Origin of the sequence: Vreelandella neptunia (genome assembly GCF_022489065.1) — a bacterium.
GTDB classification, from domain to species: domain Bacteria; phylum Pseudomonadota; class Gammaproteobacteria; order Pseudomonadales; family Halomonadaceae; genus Vreelandella; species Vreelandella neptunia_A.
This window is the reverse complement of record NZ_JAKVTW010000001.1, coordinates 430423-452884: the sequence shown is the minus strand read 5'-3', so window position 1 is coordinate 452884 and position 22462 is coordinate 430423. Positions and strand designations below refer to the sequence as shown.

General features: G+C 53.1%; 20 protein-coding genes. 9 read left to right on the top strand and 11 right to left on the bottom strand.

What is annotated here, in order from left to right; translation table 11 throughout:
- Window positions 1-49: 49 nt before the first annotated feature.
- Both MLE19_RS02005 and MLE19_RS02000 read right to left on the bottom strand, forming a co-directional pair.
- Window positions 50-1063, bottom strand: coding sequence for a methyltransferase (locus MLE19_RS02005; protein ID WP_240716404.1), 1014 nt, complete (start codon window positions 1061-1063; stop codon window positions 50-52).
- Complete coding sequence (locus MLE19_RS02000) at window positions 1060-1884, bottom strand: methyltransferase domain-containing protein (RefSeq protein WP_240716403.1); 825 nt, start codon at window positions 1882-1884, stop codon at window positions 1060-1062. The genes MLE19_RS02005 and MLE19_RS02000 overlap by 4 nt, the downstream gene beginning before the upstream one ends.
- 272 nt (window positions 1885-2156) lie before the next feature.
- On the opposite strand from MLE19_RS02000, the gene MLE19_RS01995 reads away from it, so the two are divergent.
- The 5 genes from MLE19_RS01995 (at window position 2157) to MLE19_RS01975 (ending at window position 7780) form a co-directional block, all read left to right on the top strand.
- Window positions 2157-3890 carry an HD domain-containing phosphohydrolase gene (locus MLE19_RS01995; RefSeq protein ID WP_240716402.1) on the top strand — a complete coding sequence of 578 codons (1734 nt, stop codon included), beginning with the start codon at window positions 2157-2159 and terminating at the stop codon, window positions 3888-3890.
- Window positions 3891-3969: 79 nt separating this feature from the next.
- Complete coding sequence (locus tag MLE19_RS01990; RefSeq protein WP_240716401.1) at window positions 3970-4986, top strand: LacI family DNA-binding transcriptional regulator; 1017 nt, start codon at window positions 3970-3972, stop codon at window positions 4984-4986.
- An 87-nt stretch (window positions 4987-5073) separates the two neighbouring features.
- Entirely contained in the window at window positions 5074-6057 is a 984-nt protein-coding gene (locus tag MLE19_RS01985; protein WP_240716400.1) for a sugar kinase, read from the top strand.
- Between the two features lie 38 nt (window positions 6058-6095).
- On the top strand, window positions 6096-7070 hold the full coding sequence (locus MLE19_RS01980) for a 2-hydroxyacid dehydrogenase (RefSeq protein ID WP_240716399.1): 975 nt from the start codon (window positions 6096-6098) through the stop codon (window positions 7068-7070).
- Entirely contained in the window at window positions 7067-7780 is a 714-nt protein-coding gene (locus MLE19_RS01975; RefSeq protein ID WP_240716398.1) for an HAD family hydrolase, read from the top strand. Before MLE19_RS01980 ends, MLE19_RS01975 begins: the two co-directional genes overlap by 4 nt.
- Here the strand turns inward: MLE19_RS01975 and MLE19_RS01970 are convergent.
- The gene (locus tag MLE19_RS01970) at window positions 7752-8960 is read right to left on the bottom strand and encodes an amino acid deaminase (RefSeq protein WP_240716397.1); all 1209 of its coding nucleotides are present in this window, start codon (window positions 8958-8960) and stop codon (window positions 7752-7754) included. The two genes, MLE19_RS01975 and MLE19_RS01970, sit on opposite strands and share 29 nt — an antisense overlap.
- A gap of 124 nt (window positions 8961-9084) precedes the next feature.
- On the opposite strand from MLE19_RS01970, the gene MLE19_RS01965 reads away from it, so the two are divergent.
- The 4 genes from MLE19_RS01965 to MLE19_RS01950 all read left to right on the top strand — a co-directional run bounded on the left by MLE19_RS01965 (window position 9085) and on the right by MLE19_RS01950 (window position 13482).
- Window positions 9085-9948: a MurR/RpiR family transcriptional regulator gene (locus MLE19_RS01965; RefSeq protein WP_240716396.1), complete on the top strand. Its 864-nt coding sequence runs from the start codon at window positions 9085-9087 to the stop codon at window positions 9946-9948.
- A gap of 1 nt (window position 9949) precedes the next feature.
- Window positions 9950-11437: an N-acyl-D-amino-acid deacylase family protein gene (locus MLE19_RS01960; RefSeq protein WP_240716395.1), complete on the top strand. Its 1488-nt coding sequence runs from the start codon at window positions 9950-9952 to the stop codon at window positions 11435-11437.
- Window positions 11434-11826, top strand: a complete 393-nt coding sequence (locus MLE19_RS01955) for a RidA family protein (protein WP_240716394.1) — start codon at window positions 11434-11436, stop codon at window positions 11824-11826. Before MLE19_RS01960 ends, MLE19_RS01955 begins: the two co-directional genes overlap by 4 nt.
- Before the next feature lie 156 nt (window positions 11827-11982).
- Entirely contained in the window at window positions 11983-13482 is a 1500-nt protein-coding gene (locus MLE19_RS01950; RefSeq protein ID WP_240716393.1) for a sodium:solute symporter family protein, read from the top strand.
- A gap of 111 nt (window positions 13483-13593) precedes the next feature.
- On the opposite strand, the gene uxuA is transcribed toward MLE19_RS01950, so the two are convergent.
- From uxuA to MLE19_RS01910, 8 genes are all read right to left on the bottom strand, one after another.
- Window positions 13594-14772, bottom strand: coding sequence for a mannonate dehydratase (uxuA, locus tag MLE19_RS01945; protein ID WP_240716392.1), 1179 nt, complete (start codon window positions 14770-14772; stop codon window positions 13594-13596).
- Between the two features lie 12 nt (window positions 14773-14784).
- Entirely contained in the window at window positions 14785-16257 is a 1473-nt protein-coding gene (locus MLE19_RS01940; protein WP_240716391.1) for a mannitol dehydrogenase family protein, read from the bottom strand.
- Between the two features lie 5 nt (window positions 16258-16262).
- Window positions 16263-17543 carry a TRAP transporter large permease gene (locus MLE19_RS01935; RefSeq protein WP_240716390.1) on the bottom strand — a complete coding sequence of 427 codons (1281 nt, stop codon included), beginning with the start codon at window positions 17541-17543 and terminating at the stop codon, window positions 16263-16265.
- Window positions 17544-17545: 2 nt separating this feature from the next.
- Window positions 17546-18124, bottom strand: a complete 579-nt coding sequence (locus tag MLE19_RS01930) for a TRAP transporter small permease (RefSeq protein WP_240716389.1) — start codon at window positions 18122-18124, stop codon at window positions 17546-17548.
- Between the two features lie 103 nt (window positions 18125-18227).
- Entirely contained in the window at window positions 18228-19196 is a 969-nt protein-coding gene (locus MLE19_RS01925) for a TRAP transporter substrate-binding protein (protein WP_240716388.1), read from the bottom strand.
- A gap of 86 nt (window positions 19197-19282) precedes the next feature.
- Window positions 19283-20305: a Zn-dependent oxidoreductase gene (locus MLE19_RS01920; protein ID WP_240716387.1), complete on the bottom strand. Its 1023-nt coding sequence runs from the start codon at window positions 20303-20305 to the stop codon at window positions 19283-19285.
- Between the two features lie 13 nt (window positions 20306-20318).
- Window positions 20319-21530: a D-mannonate dehydratase ManD gene (gene manD / locus MLE19_RS01915; RefSeq protein ID WP_240716386.1), complete on the bottom strand. Its 1212-nt coding sequence runs from the start codon at window positions 21528-21530 to the stop codon at window positions 20319-20321.
- Window positions 21527-22300: a GntR family transcriptional regulator gene (locus tag MLE19_RS01910; RefSeq protein WP_240716385.1), complete on the bottom strand. Its 774-nt coding sequence runs from the start codon at window positions 22298-22300 to the stop codon at window positions 21527-21529. Before MLE19_RS01910 ends, manD begins: the two co-directional genes overlap by 4 nt.
- Window positions 22301-22462 lie beyond the last annotated feature (162 nt).

Genomic DNA, 22462 nt, shown 5'->3' with positions numbered 1-22462 from the left:
TGGCAGCTTATGAGCACCAACTTTAGTCGCCGGTTGGCGGCTGGGGGATTTAACGGCTTAGTTGGTTTGCTGCGTATACCTTGAAGCGGCGATTATCCGCCAAGATATGAAAATCTTGAAACGCGCGCTGCAAGTGATCGGGATAAGGCAGAAAACCATTGGCGACAATGACCAATCGCCCTCCGGTGCTTAAATGCTCAGGTGCTTGACTAATCAAGCGCTGGCTTGGGCCGTAGCTGATATCGCGCTCTTTATGGAAAGGCGGATTGCTGATAATCCAGTCGAACTGCTCATCTTCAAGCGCGCTGAATACATCGCTGCAAAGTACTCGCCCCTTGAGTCCATTGGCAGCCAAGGTGCGCTGACAGGCTTCGGCTGCAAAAGCGCTGATATCGACTGCGGTAACATGATGGCCACGCTTTGCGAGCCAAGCGCTAACAATACCGTCACCACAGCCCATATCCAGCACCTTGAGCGGTTTTTTCGGCAAGCTACTTTCTAAGCTCTCCAGCATTAACAGCGTGCCTTCATCGACTTTGCCGTGACCGAAAACGCCTGGGTGACTTACCAACGTTAAACCTAGCGTTTCAAACGACTGCCAAGCTGTTTCGCTTGCTCCACTGGGTGAATCCAAGCTAGCAGTATGAGAGGTGAATAACGTACAGCGCCGAGCGTTATCGCGCTTTTCCCAGGGTAATCCCAGCTCCTCGAGCATTTTGGGTACGCGCTTAATACCTCCCTGGTGCTCGCCCACAATCTCAAACGGCGTTCCGCTGGGTAGCTGTTCGCATAGCCACTTTAGCCACCAAATACCTAGCTGGTGCGCTTTTGGCCAAAATAGCACCACTTCTTTTCCTAAAGGCTCGCCTTTGGCTACGTCAAAAGGACTGGATGCTTGTTTGCCTTTAGCAGCCCACTCCGCCAGCACTTCGTGATCGCCACTTACCACACCATTTGAGCGGTCACTAAGCCAACTATCCATAGGAGGGCCAATGACCCACAGCGCTGCATAATTATCCTGTTGGCGTTCCAGTAACTGACACGCAGGGGCTTGAGCACTCATTTACCGGCCTCCGGTTTAATTAATGTATAAAGTAGGTAACGGCCTAGACGCCAGTGAGGGTCTTGGCGGCAGTACTGCTTTTCCAAGGCAATCAGGGTTTCATTTTCTTCCGGCGTGACTGGCGGTTTGCGTAAGTAGTCTTGGAAAACACGGATGCCCGCGACTGATGCTATTTGCAGTCCATTCGCAGCACTCCACTGCTCAATCTCAGCATGAGAAACAGGTGATATGGGCGTCAATCGCTGCCGCTTACCCTTCCCGGCCAATCGATCACGCAACGCCTTTTCAAGATTGCCTTTCACCACATTAGAAAAGCGCAGCGCATCGCGGTTGAAAACCATCAAACTAAGCTGACCGCCCGGTGCCAATAAGTGACTCAATGTCGTCAGCGCCGCTTGCGGGTCACCTAACCATTCCAATACCGCATGGCAGGTAATTAGTGGCCATGCCCCTGGCGCTTGCTGATCAAGCTGTTGAAGCGGTGCTTGTAGGTAGGTAATCAATTCATGGGGTAATGCGCTGTCGTCTTGGTGCCACTGCTTAGCGTGGTTAAGCATATCGTCTGAGGGTTCAGTCATGGTTACCGCATGCCCACGCTTGGCAAACCACGCCGCCTGCTGGCCCAAACCACCGCCTATATCGAGCACTGGCTGCTCTTTTAACTGCAGCATTTGAGGCAGCAAATAGTCCAGCATAGCTAAGCGCAGCTCGCCCCTTGGAGCTTGGTAGAGCGAACGAGAAAATTTATCGACCAGGCCATCAAAGTAACGATCGCCTGCCTCGGTTAACTCGTAGCTTTTTGTTACGTCATTTGGGTGCATGCCTTGGGCATCGCCTTGAAAGAAAACGCTTATCTTACCTGATTTTCACTGGTCCCCCGAATGGCATTTTTGCCCAAACCAGATATACTAAAAAAGAATTAGCAAGCATCGCAAAACAACCAAAATCAATATAAAGTTGGTTTGCAAAAATATCTGAAATGATAGTTAATCTGTTAAGCATTGGGTTGCTCAGGCAATTCAATAGAAGAAAAAGCCATAAAAGTCATCGCCAAAGCAATTTTAATTAAAAAAACTAATATGGTGAAAATAATATGTCTACTGCGATGATGACTCAAAACGCAACTAGCCAAATAATAAAATCGCTACTTAATAAAGACCACACTATTTCTATTTTTTCTAAAGAGGCGGCTTATGCGATTGAAGCAACGGCCATTAAAACAGATTTAAACAGCGGAAAAATAACGCTTGAGATCCATTACAAGGGCGCCTCTCTTTCTCCTTACTTAAAAAACGACACCATTTGCTTTGATATTGAAGCGCTGCGCCATACAGCGGGTGAAGAGCAACAAATTCATAATATTGAGCATGTCCCTGCCTATGTTACCAAAATAGATACTTACACTTACCATTTAGAGTGCCAACTCCCCGATTCTATCTTCGCGTCCGATAATCGCGGTGCTTTGCGCGTGCCTTTTATACTTGGCATGCATGCTCGTGCTCATTTAAATGTATTTGAGCATGAACTTAACTTGGAGGGTAAAGTCCGCAATTTATCCGTCGGTGGTTGCTTAGTGTACGTTAGTCTTGAAGACAGTATGGCGCTTTCGGCTAATCAGACATTACCCAGCGTAACCCTCGAATTTCCAAATGGAGATACGTTTACAACTGAGGGGCGTATACGGCATATGCGTCCTTTTGGCAGCCATGGTTATGCGGCCATAGGTATCGAGTTTATCAACATGTCGGCTACCATGATGGAAAAACTTTTCCACTATGTCTCTGAATCTGAGTTTGAAGCTGCTTTTCGATCAGGCTTACAGGATAGCGTTGCACGAGCTAAGTCTCGTCTATTTATAGCGGATGCAAAAGAGAAAAAGATGCAGCAAAAAGAAGAGCGTGAGCTTGTAAAAAATTCTCAGCAATCGCCGCTACTGCGCGGCGTATTAGAAATTGCTCAACAGCTTCAAGTTATTCTGATGTTCATTAAAAATAAAGACCTATTTCCTGAAGAGAGTTTGTATGAGTGTGTGGATAGCCTGCTTTACATGGTTAACCAAAACCGTAAAGCGCTGCAGTATGCGCTCATGTTTTTACATGATGAGCCCGAGTGGGTGCGTCACGCGATACAAGTAGGTAGCCAGCTCGCGATGGTGCTGATTACGCGTGATCCACACGCTTCGCAAACCCGAGAAGCCCTGGCAGGCGCACTCCTACACACGATGGGCAAACCACTGCTCATTAGTGAGAAGCTTCCCTCTTTAAAAATACACATGTCACCGTCACAAACAGAAATACTTAAAGACCACGTACATGCACTCAATGCTAAGCTGGCAACCTTGGGCTGGGTACCTAGCCCTACCTGCAGTGACATTATTTGCCACGCTAACGAACGGCTGGACGGGAGCGGTTATCCCTACGGTAAAACTTCCGATGCATTGTCAGAGCGAGTGCGCCTAATCAGCGTCATCAAAATAATCAACAAATTAACGCATGTACGAAATAGTCAGCAGCCGCGACAACCGCTTGATGCCTACCGGTGGGTCAATAATCGCCCGGCCATTTACGAAAAATCGCTACTCGTTGAGTATATCCAGCACTTTGGTCTTTACCCCATCGGCAGCTTAGCTAAATTCTCAAACGGATTTCTCGCCTGGATAATGGATGTAGACGCAAAAGGAATGCCTTGCAAAGTTAATGTCATTAAAAACTTATCCTTTATAGATACGTCCATTGATACGGTGCTTGAAAACAATGATTTCACTCAAATCGGCCGCCTTGAAGGGACGGTGAATCCTTCTGATTACAATATTCATATGATCAATTAAAATTAACACGATTTCACATCGTTGCTTTCGCCTCAACGAGGCATCAGAATGGAATCGCTCCTATTTAGTAAAGAGCACTATGTCATCTACACCTCGTCGCTCAACCATTATTGAAGTTGCCCGCTTGGCAGGCGCTTCTAAAACCAGTGTTTCGCGCTATTTTGGTGATGAACGTGAGCGGCTATCACCTTCCCTTCAAACTCGCATCGCTCAAGCTGCTCATACCCTTGGTTATCAACCCAACCAAATGGCACGTGGATTAAAAGGTGGGCACTCAAAACTAGTGGGAATGCTGGTAGCCGATATCCGCAACCCATTTTCAGTCGCCATTACTCACGGGGTGGAGCAAGCCTGCCGTCAGTATGGCTACTCTTTATTGGTGGGCAATACTGACAACGACCCAGAACAAGAGCGCCAGCATTTAGCTCTTCTTAGTGCCTATCAAGTGGAGGGGTTGGTGATTAATGCGGCGGGCAGCCCCGAGCGCCAGCTTCACACCGTTATCCACCAGGGAACGCCGGTTGTACTGCTAGACCGTGAGGTCAACCACGTGGATGCTGCAGTGGTCGGCCTGGATAATCATCAAGCGGTTGATATGGCGCTTGAACACTTAACTGAGCAAGGCTACCAAGCCGTTCTCTATGTTAGCGAAACGCCAGAACAATCGAGCACACGCCAACTACGTTTAATGTGCTTTAACCAGGGAGCCCAACAACGGGCGCTAATCCACGCAACGTTACTGCTTACCCCATCAGACGACACTGCAACGCTTAACGCGTTGGACACCTTCATCGCCGATCATAAACAGCACAACTGCGCCGTCCTGTGCGCCAACGGCAATGCAACGCTCGCGATAACGCGCCTTTTTCAACGGCTTGGGCTGCCGCTTGGTAAGGTTGGTCTTATGGGGATTGATGAGCTCGACTGGTGCTGTTTAGTACCTCCCGGCATTACGACGCTTGCCCAACCTACTGATGATATTGGTCAAACGGCAATCCACTGCCTGATGCATCAAATTGCGCCACACACGACGCCCATGCCGACACAGCTGAATTTTGCACCTACCTTGATCAAACGAGGCTCCACTCAGCCATAAAATTTTATAGCACTATCCAAAAACCACCGCTACAAATGGTATCGTTCCCATTACTTGAAAATAAACAACACAAAGAGATTATTTGCCATGCTTCAGACCTTCTCTAACCCTCCTGAAATTCTCACGTTTGGCGAAGCCATGACCATGTTCGTGGCAGGCTCGCCTGGCAAGCTCTCCGAGATTGAGCATTTTCAGCGCCGTATTGCCGGGGCGGATACCAATGTGGCGATCGGCTTGGCGCGCTTAGGGTTTCATGTGGGTTGGTTAAGCCGTGTTGGCAGCGACAGCTTTGGTGACTTTATACGCCATACCTTGGAAAGCGAGGGACTGGATTGCCGCCACCTGCATACCGACACCCAGCACCCCACCGGGCTGCTTTTCAAAGAGCGCGCGCTGGATGGTGCGGACCCCAAAGTGGAGTACTTCCGACGCGGCAGCGCCGCCAGCCACCTAACCACAGAAGACGCCAGGGATATCGATTTCACAGCGCTGCGCCATCTACACGCCACGGGTATTCCTCCAGCCTTGTCAGCTTCTGCCCGTGAACTCGCTTTCCATACGCTCGAACAAGCCCGAAGTAGCGGTGCCAGCATCTCCTTCGACCCTAATTTACGTCCCAGCCTTTGGGCTAGCGAAGCCGACATGCGCGATACGCTAAATGCTCTTGCTGCGCACTCAGACTGGGTATTACCTGGCCTCTCCGAAGGCCAGCTGCTAACAGGCCAGAAGACACCTTACGACGTAGCAGGCTACTATCTGGATCAAGGTGCCTCTGCTGTGATCATTAAGCTAGGGCCGGAAGGCAGCTATTACCGTGGCAATCTAGACGGACAAGAGGAGCATTTCACAGTGCCCGGTTGCCGCGTAGCAGAAGTAGTCGATACCGTAGGTGCAGGCGATGGCTTTGCAGTGGGTGTTATTAGTGCGTTATTGGATGGTTACTCGGCACGACACGCCGCACAGCGGGGTAATTTGATTGGTGCTCAAGCTATCCAAGTGGTGGGTGATATGGAAGGTTTACCCAATCGCAGCCAGCTGCAAACCCTTGAGGCCAGCCAACCGACTGTTTGAACAGTTTTTATTAAACAATTCATAACCAGGAGATAACAATGAAAAAACGCCTATTGGTTCAAGGAAGGCTTGACGATGCTCAGGTTGCGGAGCTTAGCAACCTGTTTGAGGTCACTGTGCTACCTAAATCGACGTCACTAAATGATCCGGAGAACAGCGCATTGCTTGCCGAAACCCACGGCATAATTGGCTCTGGCCTGCCAATCACCGCTGAGCTTTTAGACTCGGCACCAAACTTAAAGGCAGTCGCCACAATCTCAGTCGGCTACGACACCATACCAGTGGATGAACTCACCAAGCGCGGCATTATGCTGTGCAACACGCCCGATGTGCTCACCGAAACCACGGCCGATACAGGCTTTGCACTGATCATGGCCACCGCACGACGCGTGGTTGAACTTGCTGAGCTGGTCAAAAGCGATAACTGGAAGGCTGGTATTGGCCCCGCACTATTTGGCAGCGATGTGCATGGCAAAACTATAGGCATGGTTGGTTTTGGACGAATCGGTCAGGCGGTAGCCAAGCGCGGTGCCCTAGGCTTTGGCATGAAGGTGCTTTACTCCAACGCATCACCCAAGCCCGATGTTGAAATCAGGCTTGGCGCCGAGCGGCGGGATCTCAACGAGCTGCTGGCTGAGGCCGATTTCGTGTGTGTCACGGTACCGCTTACACCCGAGACCGAACGTCTTATCGGCGCCCAAGAGTTTGCGTTGATGAAGCCATCCGCCATTTTTATCAATATCGCCCGTGGTAAAGTCGTCGATGAAGCTGCGTTGATAAAGGCCCTTGAGAACGGCGTCATTCACGGAGCCGGGCTGGATGTCTTTGAGCAAGAGCCGCTACCCGCCTCGTCCCCTCTGACCAAAATGACGAATGTCGTTGCCCTGCCCCATATTGGCTCTGCTACCCATGAAACCCGCCATGCCATGGCTCAGCGGGCAGTGGATAATATTCGCTTGGCACTGCAGGGTGAACGTCCTATCAGCTTAGTCAACGAGGAAGCCTATCGATGAGTCCTGCTAACGGCCCCCACCCGGCATTGTGTTTACTGTTTGACTGCGATGGCACCCTGGTAGATAGCGAAATACTGCTTGCCGAAGTGATGGGCGCCATTCTTCCCGAGTTCAGCCTGCCCTTCTCTGCCCAGCAGTATATGGAGGAGTTTAGAGGCGTGCGTTTTCATACCATCGTTCAAACGCTTGAAAGCCGTTTTCAAGCGCTGGGTGAAGGAGAATTTGCCAAGCTTGAGGCCGGTATGCGTGCGCGCATGGAAGCCAGAATGCGAGCCGAGCTTGTGGCCATTCCTAGCATGCCTGCCACGCTTGACCAATTAAGCCATTATCCCAAAGCAGTGGTGTCGAATGGCCCTGAGCGTAAAATACGCTGCGCCCTGGAAAGCACTGAACTTGGGCACCATTTTGATGACAAGCTATTTAGCGCCTACACACTGAACGTGTGGAAGCCTGATCCAGAACTGTATCGCAAGGCCGCTGCCGCCATGGGTTACGCGCCAGAAGCGTGTGTCGTGATTGACGATGCGGCAGTGGGTGTAGAAGCGGGGTTAGCGGCAGGCATGCACGTGATTCATCTCAACCACTTCCCCAATGAAGAAGTAACCCCTGAGGGCGCGATTGGTATCCACCAAGCCAACGAACTTCCCGCCGCTATCGCGCGCTTATTGACAGACGTTATCGCTAAAAGCAGGTCGCCAAGTGCTCTTTAACGTTTAATTGGGCGTCGACGAGCAGCAGTTGACGCCATTTATCGAAGGTCAGACAAGGGTGCGAGGCACCAAAAGCTACGATATCACCGATCGCAACATCCTTAGCCTCTTCGGGAAGGCGCAAAAAAGTGTGCTGATCCATGATTTTAGTCACTTCCCAACCAGTGACAGACAACGGCTGCGCAACCTCGCCGGCTTCCCGGTAGCGGCGCAGGGGGATAGGCAACTGGTCGTAACCGATATCGCGCTTACCCAGCGCCACAATGGCAAGCCCAGGCTCAGGCAGTGATTGCACCTGGGCAAACACCTCTAGCGCAGGTTCAAGCCCCTGCTGCAGATCGGGGCGGCGCGCCATTACTGCGCTCTGCGCTTCACGATACAGGCCATGGTCGTGAACCACGTAGCACCCCGGGCGAAGCACCGGGGTAAATCGCCCCTGCAGCGGCGCCCCGCGAAAAGCTTCTGCGATCACGTCATACCAAGCTGAGCCTGAAGCCGTCACTATTGGGTTGGGCTCAGAGAAGCGCTGAGCGGCCTCAAGCTCCACGGCAACATCCACTAAATATTGAGCATAGGCACGAATACCCGACTCAGGATTATCGCCGTGAACCACGCCTTCATAGCCTTCAAGCCCCACCAATGAAAGTGCAGGCTCTTCAGCAATCGCTTCCGCCAGCGAAACAATCTCCTGCTGATTACGGCAGCCACAGCGGCCACCCTCTACGCCTACCTCAATCAGTACCGATAAATACAAACCACGCTCGGCAAAAAACCGCCCCAGCTGACGTACGTTCTCCTGACTATCGACCACGCAGTAAAACGTCGCGCCTTGCTCGATTAGAGTGGCGATGATAGCCATATTGGCTTTGCCGACCAGTTGATTGGCCATCAGTAAACGAGTAACGCCATGGGCGAAGGCAGCACGACACTGGGGCGCGGTCGCCAGGGTAATACCCCACGCTCCCGCCTGCAGCTGACGGTGGAAAAGCGCGGGCGTCATGGTCGTTTTACCATGGGGCGCCAGGCGGGCACCGTGAGCTTCAGCGAAGCGCTGCATCCACTCTACGTTATGGATAAGCGGGTCTTCATACACGACCGCCGCAGGTAGGCTGACACCCGACAGCACATTAGGCCCCAGTTCGACACTACCCTTCTCCACCGTTAACGACGTCGTTTGCATGCGCCCACTTCCTCTCTATCTCTCTGTTTAAATAAATCTAACCATGTTAGTTATTTTCACAACTATTGACTTCAAGTTAGAAACTAACATATTTTTTAAGTGAGGCAACCATCAGGAGTCCACGGTGAGCCAAGAAATAGACATTTTGTCACGTATTACCACTGACTTTGCTGCGCTGCGCGACGCTGAGAAGAAAGTTGCCGAGCTGATATTTGCGGACATCGACTTTGTCACCGAAGCCAGCATCGGTGAGATAGCCCAACGCGCCGGGGTTAGCGATGCCAGCGTCACTCGCTTTGCCCGCGCTATTGGCTGCACGAACGTGCGCGACCTAAAAACGCGCCTAACCCGAGCCTTAGCCGCTGGGCGGCGTTTTATACAAGAAGCAACGCCCGAAGACAGCTCAAGCGTGGTGTACGACATCGCCACGCAAACACTTGCGCTCAACCGTGACCTACTCGCCCAGGCCGACATAGCAGGCGCGGTTGAACAGTTAGATCAGGCACGCCAGATACTGGTGTTTGGTGCTGGCGGTGGTTCTAGCATGCTTAGCCAGGAGCTCCAGTTTCGTTTGGTACGCCTTGGCTATGCGATAAGTGCTTACCCGCAAGCACTATTACCGCGCATGGTGGCATCAACCCTTGAACCCGAAGATGTAGTGGTTGTGCTCTCCGCCACTGGCTACACCCCTGAGATGGTGGAGTCTGCACAGATTGCCAAGCAGTACGGCGCCAAGGTGATCGCCATCACCGCGATGAATTCTCCATTGGCCGCAACATCCGACATCGTGCTGCCGGTGACCTCCCGGGAGACCGACTTTATCTTCCACCCTTCCGCCTCCCGCTACGCCATGCTGGCGGTCATCGATGTGCTGGCACTTGAACTTGCCATGCGCCACCGTGAGCGCTCTCGTACCAAATTGCGCCGACTCAAGCTGAGCCTGGATGACCATCGCGGTGGCGACAATCGCCAGCCACTAGGAGATTAAGATGGTTTACGACCTATTAATTCGTAACGCCAATGTGCTGGATGGTTCAGGCGCTGCTCATTTCCGTGCCGATGTGGCTATCCAAGGTGAGCGTATCTGTGCCATTGGCAACATGCCCTATGCCACTGCTACGACGATCATCGATGCCGAAGAGCGCTATTTAGCCCCAGGCTTTATCGATGTTCACACCCACGACGATACCAATGTGATTCGTGCCCCCGAGATGCTGCCGAAGCTGACCCAAGGGGTAACCACCGTCGTCGTAGGCAACTGCGGCATCAGCGCAAGCCCGGTCACACTCACAAGCGATGTCCCTGACCCAATGAATCTATTGGGTAACGTAGAAGACTTCCGCTACCCAAGCTTCGCTGCCTACGCCAACGCGGTAGAAGCCGCCCAACCAAGCATTAATGTCGCCGCCTTAGTAGGGCATACCAGCCTGCGCAGCCAGGTAATGGATAGCTTTGCCCGCCCCGCTTCTCAAGAAGAAGTCGCCAAAATGGAAGTCCTGTTACGCCAAGCGCTTGAGGAAGGCGCACTGGGGCTGAGCTCAGGGCTTGCCTACCGTAATGCGATAAGTGCACCGACCACTGAAATGGCCCCTCTGGTGGCGGCGGTAGGAAAATCAGGCGGAGTCTATACCACCCACCTGCGGGATGAGTTTGCTGGCCTGCTGGAGGCTATGGACGAAGCGTTTGCCACCGCTCGGGATGGGCAAGTACCGCTAGTGATTTCGCATCTTAAATGCGCGGGTGCGGGCAATTGGGGCGGCGCGGGCAAGGCGCTAAACAAATTAGCGACTGCGGCTCAGCATCAGCATGCCCACTGCGATTGCTACCCCTACACGGCGGGCTCTTCTACCCTCGACTTAGGTCAAGTCACAGACGAGATTGAGATAACGATTACCTGGTCGACCCCTCACCCAGAGCAGGCGCGTCGCCCACTAAAAGAGATCGCCGCTGAGTGGAATGTGCCACTGCTAGACGCCGCGCGGAAGCTACAGCCAGCGGGGGCGGTTTACCACAATATGAGTGAAGCGGATATGCAGCAGGTATTAGCACATCCGCTCTCCATGGTGGGGTCCGATGGTTTACCGAATGATCCTCATCCACACCCGCGCCTCTGGGGAGCATTCCCCCGCGTACTGGCTCACTACAGTCGCGATTTAAAGCTAATGCCACTGGCCGAAGCGGTGCGCAAGATGACCAGCCTCTCGGCGGCCAATTTTGGCTTAACGGATCGCGGTGAGATTCGTATTGGCGCCTATGCAGACCTCACCCTGTTTGATCTCGCGGTGCTGGAAGATACCGCCAATTACGAAACCCCCATCGCGGCCGCTAAAGGCATCGATCTGGTGGTGGTGAACGGCAAGATCGCCTATCACCAGGGCACAATTGCAGACCAGCGCTCGGGCCGAATGCTACGCAGAACAGCACGCATTTCTCAAACCATTACACCCTTCCCATCCAATCAGGAGCAAACCCCATGAGTATTACTCGATACGGTACAGAAGGCGGCGTAGGTACTGGCGGCCAAAAACTTCCCTTTGCACGTGCTGTTGAAGCCGGTGGCTGGCTGTACGTTTCCGGCCAAACACCCATGACCGATGGCGAAGTGGTGGAAGGCGGCATTGTCGAGCAGACCCGACTCGCCTTCGACAACTGCTTGGCCATTATGCAAGAAGCCGGTTATGGCGTTCAGGACGTGGTACACGTCACCACCGTGCTGACCGACGCGCGTTACTTCACCTCGTTCAATAAGGTGTTCAAGGAGATTTTTGGCGACAACCCACCGGCGCGTATCTGTAGCGTTCAAGACCTGGTGGTGGATTGTAAAGTAGAAGTTGACGTGAAGTGTTTCCGCGCTGATCGCGCTTAAACAGCCAATTTTAAGTACCAAAAAAAGCGCCGCGCCCCGGCAAGGGCGCAGCGCCAGATTACCGCGCGATTAGGATAAAAAAGCCTCGCGGCAATCGCTTCCATTGCCTAATTCCAGCCGCGGCAACGGCCGGATAAACAACGACAAGAGGTTAACATGAACAGTCAAATATTCCTCGTCACCTTCGTGCTCTATATTGTCGCCATGATCGTGTTTGGATGGTGGGTTTCCAGGCATAAACGCGGCAACGGAGATGACTTTCTACTCGGCGGGCGCAGCGTTCCACTCTTTCTCACCGTAGGCACTACTGTGGCGACGATGGTAGGCACCGGTTCCAGCATGGGTGCCGTCGGGTTTGGATATGCAAATGGTTGGGCAGGCGCTTTGTACGGTATCGGGGGCGCGGTTGGGGTGTTGTTACTTGCCGTCTGCTTCTCCTCAGTACGTAAGCTGCGCTTTATGACCATGAGTGAAGAACTCGCCTACTACGTCGGCGCGAACCGACTGGTACGCAATGTGGTCGCGCTGCTGATCTACATCGCCTGCATCGGCTGGCTGGGCGCACATATTCTTGGCGGCGGCCTCTACCTCTCCTGGATGGCGGGTATTGATCTAACCACTGCACGCATTTTGGTGGCGTTAGGCTTTGGCATTTACTGTGTTGTAGGGGGTTACTTCGCGGTTATCTGGACCGACACCATTCAAGCCGTCGTGCTGTTCGCAGGCTTTATTTTGATGGCCATTTTGGCGCTGGTGGAAGTGGACGGATTCTCGGGCTTGACCGCAGGTATGGATGCGGGCGCCACTAGCTTCCTAGGTATCGGTCAAATTGGTGCACTGCCAGCGCTATCGCTCGCGGCGGTTATTGCCATAGGCGTACTGGCAACCCCCTCTTTCCGCCAACGAATTTACTCTGGCGAATCAGTTAAGTCAGTCCGCCGTTCGTTTTTAATCACCGGCGTTCTTTACCTAGGCTTCTCAATCATTCCCGCCATTATCGGTATGGCCACCCACGCGCTGAACCCTGGGCTTGAAAACAGCAACTACGCCTTCCCTTTTCTAGCTACTGAAATCATGCCGCTAGGGTTGGGTCTGCTACTGTTGGTTGCGGGCCTCTCCGCGACGATGTCCAGCGCAAGCTCCGATGCGATTGCCGGTGTTTCTACCCTGATCCGCGACTTGTATGTGCTGGCAACGGGCCGCACGCCGTCAGCACGCAATGTAGTACGCTTCTCGCGTATTGCCCTAGTGGCAACCATTGGCTTGGCGCTGCTGTTCGCACTGGCTTCGGATAACGTGATCACTTACATCACCCGTATGATCTCGACAATCCTGTCAGGGCTGTTTGTGAGTGCCATGCTCGGTCGCTTCTGGCCCCGCTACAACTGGCAGGGCGCTATCGCAACGCTTATTTGTGCCTCAGTGACCTCTTTAACGATTATCGCCAATAGCGATTGGACAGCCTTCTGGGGCAACCCAAGCATTCCCGCGGTACTGGTAGCACTGCTCGCGGGTGTGGTGGTGAGTTTAGTCACGCCCGCTTCACGGGTTACCAATGAGCAGGCATTAGATATTCTTGACCAAGAGCGCAAGCGTATGGAGCAAGTACCAGAACCGACACTGACCAGTGCCGAAGCGTCCTCTGCACCGCGCTAATCGTTAGCCATTACTTCGCAAAAAAAGCCCCGCTGATTAAATCAGTGGGGCTTTTCTAATTTGAAGAACAATTTTTGAAGAGCAGTTTTTGAAGAGCAATGGCTTGATAGGTTATCTCGCCGTTAACTGCCTCACCGCAAGCTCCACACCGCGCAATTCAGCCAAACCGCGCAGGCGCCCGTAGAGCGGGTAACCGGGCGCCGTATTGCGCTGTTGATCATCAAGCAGTTGATGACCGTGATCAGGACGTAGCGGCAAACGCGCCCCGCCCTCGCGTTCCCGGCGACGCTCCTCCTCTACCAACGCGCGAATCACACCCACCATATCTACATCACCCGCTAAATGCGGCGCCTCGTGGAACGAAACTGTATCCGCTTCACGCTTCGTGGCGCGTAGGTGGATAAAGTAAATATGCGGGGCAAAATGGCGGGTCATGGCCACCAAGTCATTGTCTTCACGAACGCCGTAAGAGCCCGTGCAAAGCGTCAAGCCATTGGCGGGGCTCGGCACACGATCAATAATCCACTGGGCATCTTCGCGGGTCGAAACCACCCGGGGCAGCCCGAGCAGTGGTCTTGGCGGGTCATCGGGATGAATCGCCATACGAATGCCCACTTCTTCCGCTACTGGAATCACCGCCTGAAGAAAGTAGCCTAGGTTCTCCCGCAATTTAGCAGCGTCAATCTCCGCGTACTCTTCCAACACAGCGCGAAACTGTTCAAGGGTGTAGTGCTCTTCTGCCCCTGGCAGCCCTGCAATTAGCGTATTGACCAGCTTGTCACGACCAGCGCTATCTAACCTCTCAAGATAGTGACGTGCTTGTGCTTGCTCCTTGGCGCTGTACTCAGTCTCTGCCGCGGGCCTCTTGAGAAGGTAAAGATCAAACGCGGCGAACGCGGTTTGGTCAAAGCGTAGCGCCAAGGCGCCATCCGGCAGCGCATACGTTAGGTCCGTACGCGTCCAGTCCAGCACCGGCATAAAGTTGTAGCAAACGGTGTCGATACCACAGGTCGCCAAATGACGCAGTGTCTGGCAATAGGTGGCGATCAGCGCATCCCGCTCGGGCAGGCCTTTTTTGATCGACTCATGTACCGGCACGCTCTCTACCACCGACCATCTCAGGCCAGCGGCTTCGATCATCTGCTGACGTTCACGGATCGCCTCAACCGACCAAACCTGATCATTGGGCACCTCATGCAGGGCCGTAACGATGCCGGTGGCGCCTGTCTGACGAATCTCTTCCAGCCGAATAGCATCGTTAGGGCCAAACCAGCGCCAGGTATGCTCCATGGTGAACTCCTTTTATTCGTTGCGCTCAAGCGCCGCGAGCGCCCCATCCAATCCGTCTTGAGTCAGCGTTAGATACGCCGTTATTACGGACTGAGCAAATGCGTTATCCGCCGCCAATGCGCTAGGCACCACATCGTCCATGGCTAAAAAGGCGGCAACCAACGCACTGGCATCGGCGCCCTGGGTGTGGTGTAAATCAGCAAAGCGCTTGGCTAGCGGATCATCAACTGTGTAGCGATTTCCCGATAGATCTTCGCCTAGTGTGTAGCGAATCCAGGCAGCCACTCCCAACGCTACACAGGGAGATAATTGCCCTGCGGCGCTACGTTCCAGCGTGCCGGAGAGCCAGCGCTGCGGAAGTTTTTGGCTGCCATCCATGGCAATTTGCTGCAGGCGATGGCGCAGGCTGTCATTGGCAAAACGTGCCAGCAGCGAGTCAGCGTAAGCGTCTAAGTCGATGCCTTTCGGCATTTCAAGCGTAGGCGCCGCCTCTTCAAGCATATAGCGGCGCAATAGAGCGCGAAGCTTGGTGTGATTGACACCGTCATAAACTGTTTCGATACCTGCAATCGCGCCCAGATAGGCAAGCAGAGAGTGGCTACCGTTGAGCATACGCAGCTTCATGGTTTCAAACGGCGCTACATCGGCAACCATCTCAACGCCCTCCGCTTCCCAACTTGGGCGCCCCATAGAGAAGTTATCTTCCACCACCCACTGAGAGAAAGCCTCGCACACCACCGCATTGGGATCATTAACCCCCAGCGCCGCCAATCGTTCGAAATCTACGTCGGTCATGGCAGGCACAATGCGATCCACCATGCTGCAGGGAAATGCCACCTTATTGGCTATCCAACTGGCCAATTCAGCATCTCGCTGCTTCGCCAGTTGCACCACCGCTTGGCGTGTGCGCTTACCGTTATCCGGCATGTTGTCGCAGGAGAGCACCGTAAAGGGGGCAATGCCTGCTTCGTGCCGCCGAGCCAATGCTTCCACTAACAGTCCTGGAGCCGTACGTGGTTGCTGTGGAGAAGCTATATCGCCAATGATCATCGAGTCATCGACTCTTAGCTCACCGCTGGCAGGGTTTAGAAAGTAGCCCTTCTCAGTCACCGTCAAAGTAACGATACGGGTATCCGCAGAGGCCATTCGCGCCAGCAGCGCCTCACGGTCGCGGCCCCAGCTACCGACTCCATCACGGCCAGAGAAGAGCGCATGCTCAATCACACCAATTTCACGCAGCGTGATGCTTTCGCTGTCCACATACTCAGCTACATGATAGTGATGCCCAGCGGCGCTCAATCCGTCGACTAAACCTATGCTAGAGCGAAGGTTAGCACTGCATATTCCCCAGGCAGTATCGCCACTGCGCTGACGATAGCGCTCTAAATAAACGGCCTGATGGGCGCGGTGAAAAGCGCCTAAGCCTAAATGGACAAACCCGATCTGGCCGCTTTTAGGCATGGCGTCAATACGTTGCTGGTCCATAGTCACTACTCTCCCATCAGCAAGTTAGGCAACCAAAGCGAAATCGCGGGGACATATGTCACCAACAGCAGCACAGCTAAGTTGCAGAGCAAAAAGGGCACGATGGCTCTGGCAACGGTCAACATCGGAATTTTGCCAATGCCGGCCACCACAAACAGGCATACCCCTACCGGCGGTGTGGTTAAACCAATCATCAGGTTCAACACCGCGATTACCGCAAAGTGAACCGGATCGACACCCACGCCAGTGGCTACCCCCACCAAGGCCGGGAAAAGAATAATCAACGCGGCAATGGTCTCCATAAAAGCGCCAACAAATAGCAGAATCAAGTTAAGGATGAGTAGAACAATTAGTGGGTTATCGCTAATAGAAAGAATAAGCGCAGCGATCATCTGGGGAATCTGTTCGCTGGTGAGTATCCAACCAAACAGGTTGGCTAACCCCACCATCAGCAGCAGTGCTGAGGAGGTTAATACGGTGTCAGACAAAATGGCCGGGAGCTTTTTCCACGACAACCCCTTATAGACATACATGCCGACGACCAAGGCGTAGAGGCAAGCCACAATAGAGGCTTCTGTGGGAGTAAAAAAACCGCCAATAATGCCGTAGAGAATAATCACGGTCATCAGCAGGGCCCAGAAGGCCGTTTTCGCTTCACGGAGTAGCTGCAGAAAAGGTACGCGCTTCTCTTTTGGATACCCACGTCGAACGGCCAGGATATAGACCGTGACCATCATGGCGAGTCCCATCAACAGGCCAGGAATCGCACCTGCCAGGAACATACGCCCGACCGAAATACCGCTAAGTGAACCGGCAATGATCATCGGCACGCTAGGCGGTATAATCGGCCCGACGGTTGATGAGGCGGCGGTGACCGCAGCAGCAAACGGTTTGTCATAACCTGAGCGCGCCATACCGGGGATCATCACCGACCCAATGCTGGCTGAATCGGCAACCGCCGTGCCGGAGATACCGCCAAAAATCATCGAGCCCGCCACGTTAGCCAGGCCAAGCCCGCCTCGAATATGGCCTAACAAAGCGTTGGAGAAACGAACGATATGCTCAGTGATGTTGCCGACATTCATCAAGTTGCCAGCCAGCACAAAGCCGGGGATGCATAGCAGCACAAAGGTATCGATGCCAGCATACATACGCTGCGGCACAATCGTTAATGAAATGCCCTCAAGCAGCAGGTAAGAGAGCGAGGCTAACCCCAATGCAAACGCAATGGGCATCCCCACCGTGAGCAGTATTAAAAAAACACCAAAAAGGATAATGACTTCCATGCTTACGACTCCTGATGGGTGGCAGAGGAGCGACACATTGCGATAATTCCTTCAAGGCACCCTAGCAAGCTGTAGACCAGGAGTAGCGCAAAGGTGACTACCGTTGAGAAAAAGATATAAAGCATGGGAACGTGAAGCGTTGGTGAGGTCTGCCAAGCGCCGTTTTGTGCATACTGCCAAGCGTAAGGCAGCACTAGAAAGGCAAACAGGCCAATCAGCGCGCAAATCAGCACTTGAAAAGCTGCCTGCATACGCGGCCCCAGCAGGTGATGAAAAAGCTCAACGCTGATGTTTCGGTTCTGGCGCAGTACCACGCCAGCGGATAGCGCCACCATATAAATAAACAGATAGCGCGAGAGCTCCTCGGTCCAGGCTATTGAGAACGGCAAAAATAGCCTTGAACTAATTTGCAGCAGTACCGTGGCGGCAATCGCGACAAGTGCCACGACGGCCACGGTTAGAAAACATGTATCCACCCATCCAATCACGCGCCCAATAGGCCCCGATAGCTTAGGCACTGTCGCCATTGGATCCAGACTCTCTAACGCTTCGTGCTCAAGCGTTTTGTGATCCGAGTTCATAACCGTATCCTCACGGGCAAGCCGCTATTGCAGTAGAAGCTGAGCTGACGTGTTATCAGCCCAGCGTCATTAGTCATTCACTACAAAATCTCTATTTGCGACCTTACAAGTCTTGGATAGCGTCAAAGAGTTCGCGCTGCTCTTCGGTTAAGGCCTCAAGCACGGCGGGGCGGGCTTTCTCTGCGAACGCATCAACGTCGACTTCCACGAACTCCATGCCACGCTCTTGGAGTGCTTGCTCAAGACGTTCTTGATCCTCAATGAAAAGCTCGGCCTGGTATTCCTGCATCGTTTGAGCGGCTTCTCGCACCACTTGCTGGAGCTCATCCGGCATACTTTCCAGCTGGTTACGGCCAATCACCACATAGATCCAGCTGCGCACATGGCCGGTCATGTTGACGTAGTCCTGGACCTCATTGAAGCTGGCGCTTTCGATCAGACTAAGCGGGTTTTCCTGGCCTTCCAGGGTGTTCTGCTGAAGCGCGGTAAACACTTCGCTAAACGCCATTGGGGTTGGACGCGCCCCCATTGTCTGCCATGTATCAACGAACAGCGGCACGTTCGGAACGCGCAGACGCAACCCATCCAGCTCATCAGGCGTGCGAATAGGCCGATTGGAGGTCAGCTCACGTGGCCCGCGTTCAAACCACGCCAAGGGCACCAGGTTAGTGCGCTCAGTGATTTGTGCTTCAATTTCAGCACCGATTTCGCCGTTAACTGCCGCATGGACATGCTCTGAGTCACGAAAAGCGTAAGGTACTGCCATCATCGCGGCTTTAGGCGCCCAGTTTTGTAAGCTTTCCCCGGTGATCGTCATATCCGCCGTGCCTAGCTGAATACTATTGATCACGTCCATCTCATTACCCAGTTGCTCACTGGGATAGAGACGTACCTCGATCTGCCCGTCAGAGTTGGCTTCGACCTCCTCTTTAAATTTTTCGGCGGCCTGGTGCCAAATATTCTGCTCATTGGCTAAATGGCCAAACCGCAGGGTAAAGTCTTCCGCCATCAGGGAGTGGCTGCTCACTATGGCGGCTCCAAGAACAGCGCTGGTAATAAGTTGTTTAATCATTGTATTGCTCCTGCATTCGAGTGTTGTTAGTTGTTAATTGCAGCCATTAATGACGGGTGGGTTGGCATGCATTGGCGTAGCACCCGTTAAGCACTGACTTGAATCAGTACCTTGCGGGCCTCTTCTGGGCGGTGGTCAAGCATTTCGATGGCGCTGGGCATATCACTGAGTGGTAACCGATGACTGACCAACGCCAACGGGTTCAACTGCCCACTTGCCATTAGCTCAAGCACCTCTGGAAACTTACGGTTGTTAAGTCGTGACCCAACCAGGGTAAGCTCTTTCTTAATCACCTCTAGCTGCACTAGCTCGCTGGGCTGGACGCTAAAGCCCAGCAGGCCAATGCGCCCTGCTGGCGAGGCTAAACGCAGCATTTGCGGGAGCAGTGCTGGCACACAAGCCGCATCAGCAATCAGTGGCACGCCTTCACCTTGCGTCAAAGCAAGTACCTCTTTTTCCACATCCTGCTCGCGGCTATTAAATGCCTGCGTGGCACCCAGCTGTTTTGCTGCCGCTAATCGCTCATTAATAACGTCTGTGACGATCACCTCTTCAATGCCTTTGGCAAGTGCCATTTGCAGAATCGTAAGGCCAATTACTCCAGCGCCCAGAATCATTAGTCGATCACCAGGATGCGGCTGCATACGATCAAGCACGTTGGCGGCAATGGTGTATGGCTCAACTAAGGCAGCAGCATCGAGTCCGATATGAGCAGGTAGCTGATGAACGTTAGCCGTAGGGACAGCAACCAACTCTTCAAAACCGCCATCGCGATGCACACCGATCACTTCTAGCGAACTGCACACATTGGGTCGACCAATACGGCAGGGGTAGCAATGACCGCAGCTGATAACAGGGTCTATGCATACGTGGTCCCAGATGGCGACGTCATGTACACCTTCCCCCACCGCTTCTACTACCCCGGAAAACTCATGGCCGGTAATGCGCGGAAAACGTACAAAGGCGTTGTCCCCATGAATAATATGCATATCCGAGCCGCAGATACCGGCAAATGCTACACGTACCAGCGCTTCACCAGCAGCCACCTTGGGCGGATCAATTTCCGTAACCTGGTAGTCATGAGGGGCCTTTACCTGAAATGCTTTCATTTAGATGAACTCCTTACCAGTGCCAAAGTGTGCCATCTTCTAGCCGGTTAACCGGGAGGCTGGCGCGCTTATAGGGGTATTGCTTGGCTAACGTTTCATCGATATCAACGCCGTGCCCCGGGGTTTCACCAACGATAAAGTGGCCATCTTCAAAACGATAATCGTGAGGGAAGACTTGATCCGTTGCGCTGGTATGTGGCATATACTCCTGGATGCCGAAGTTGGGTACCCAGGTATCAAAATGAATCGCCGAACCAAGGCAAACCGGCGAAAGGTCTGTCGGACCGTGAAAGCCAGTACGCACGTGATAAAGACCCGCTAAATCAGCAATGCGTCGCATATGGGTAATACCGCCAGCATGGGTTAGGGTGGCGCGTATATAGTCGATCCACTGATTTTCAATCAGCGCTTTGGCGTCATACAGGCTGTTAAAAACTTCGCCAACGGCCAGCGGTGTGGTGGTGTGCTGACGGATAAGGCCAAACGCCTCCTGATTTTCAGCAGGTACGCAGTCCTCAAGCCAAAATAGATGGTAGGGTTCAACCTCTTTGCCTAAACGGGCGGCCTCAATAGGCGTCAAGCGGTGATGAACATCGTGCAGCACGTGCAGATCTTCACCAAAGCGCTCCCGCACGGCGGCAAACAGCTTTGGCACATGATTTAAGTACTTGCTGGTACTCCAGACATGCTCAGCAGGCAAATCAGAATCGGCAGGCTCATAAGGCTCGCCATCTTTTTTAGCAACACCATAGATGCTGGCAATGCCTGGCACCCCCGCCTGCACACGCACGGCTTTGTAGCCCTCGTCGACGTGACGGGCGACCTCTTCCAGACACGCTTCAATATCTCGCCCTGTTGCATGGCCATAGACCATGACTCGATCACGACTCTTACCACCAAGCAATTGATACAGCGGCATGCCCGCAAGCTTTGCTTTAATATCCCAAAGCGCCATATCAACAGCAGCAATCGCACTCATGGTGACGGGCCCACGCCGCCAGTATGCGCCGCGATAGAGGTAGTGCCAGATGTCTTCGATACGCTGAGGGTCGCGCCCGATTAACGTCGGAATAACATGCTCTTCCAAATAAGCCACAACGGCCATTTCACGCCCATTGAGTGTGGCATCACCAATGCCGTACTCGCCCTGATCAGTGACAATCTTTAGCGTCACAAAATTGCGCCCCGGCGAGGTCACAATGGTATAAGCCTGCTCAATCTTCATTGGATCGTCTCCTGCTTAACAGCTGGGTTTTCTTGTTCTTCGAGTACTGCTTGACCTTCAAATACCGCTTCTCCTTCAAACATCGCGGGGAAACGGCGAACCAGGTCAGGCATAGAGACCAAAATCTCACGCAGATGCAGCATCATTGCCTCTTGAGCTTTCTGAACGTCTCCCGCTTCAATGGCAGCAACAATGCTCGTATGCTGATCCACAAGCCGCTCCAGCGGAGTACTGTGTGGCACACTGAGATAGCGCACCCGGTCGAGTTGAGCACGAACCTCTTCAATGACTTTCCAGGCTGCGTGTTGCTTTACCCCTAGAGAAAGCGTTCGGTGAAAGGCTTCGTCAAGACGATAAAAACGGTCATTATCATTAGGCTCAATACAGCGACGCTGCCGCGCTAACAGATCATGCAGTTCGGTTAGGATTGATGGCTCAATACCTTTTTCAGCCGCCAGCCTTACGACCGCCACCTCGACCGCTTCACGTACAAAGCGTGCTTCAAGCACTGCCCGCTGAGATATCTTCACAACGTAAGTGCCGCGCTGAGGCTTCACTTCCACCAACCCCGCCTCGGAAAGCCGAATGAAAGCCTCACGTACCGGCTGACGGCTGACCGAAAAGGTGTCCGCAATTTCTTTTTCAGATAGGGCCTGGCCTGGCGCGAGGACCATCTGAATGATCGACTGTCTTAATACATGAAATAACCGCTGACGAACGGAGTCGCTGTCACGGGTTTCCTGCCATAGCATTTGTAGGGTCGTGTGCATAACACTTCAATCCGAAGGTGGAAGCCTGTGAAGAGCGGAGGCCAAAGCTGATATGACTAGTATGGTAGTATGGAGGAGAGAGTAAAACCCTCTAACGCTTATACTTTAGTCGCCAGGAAATAGCCCAAGCAGGCTCTTGAAGCAGAGTTATCTTTAGAAAAT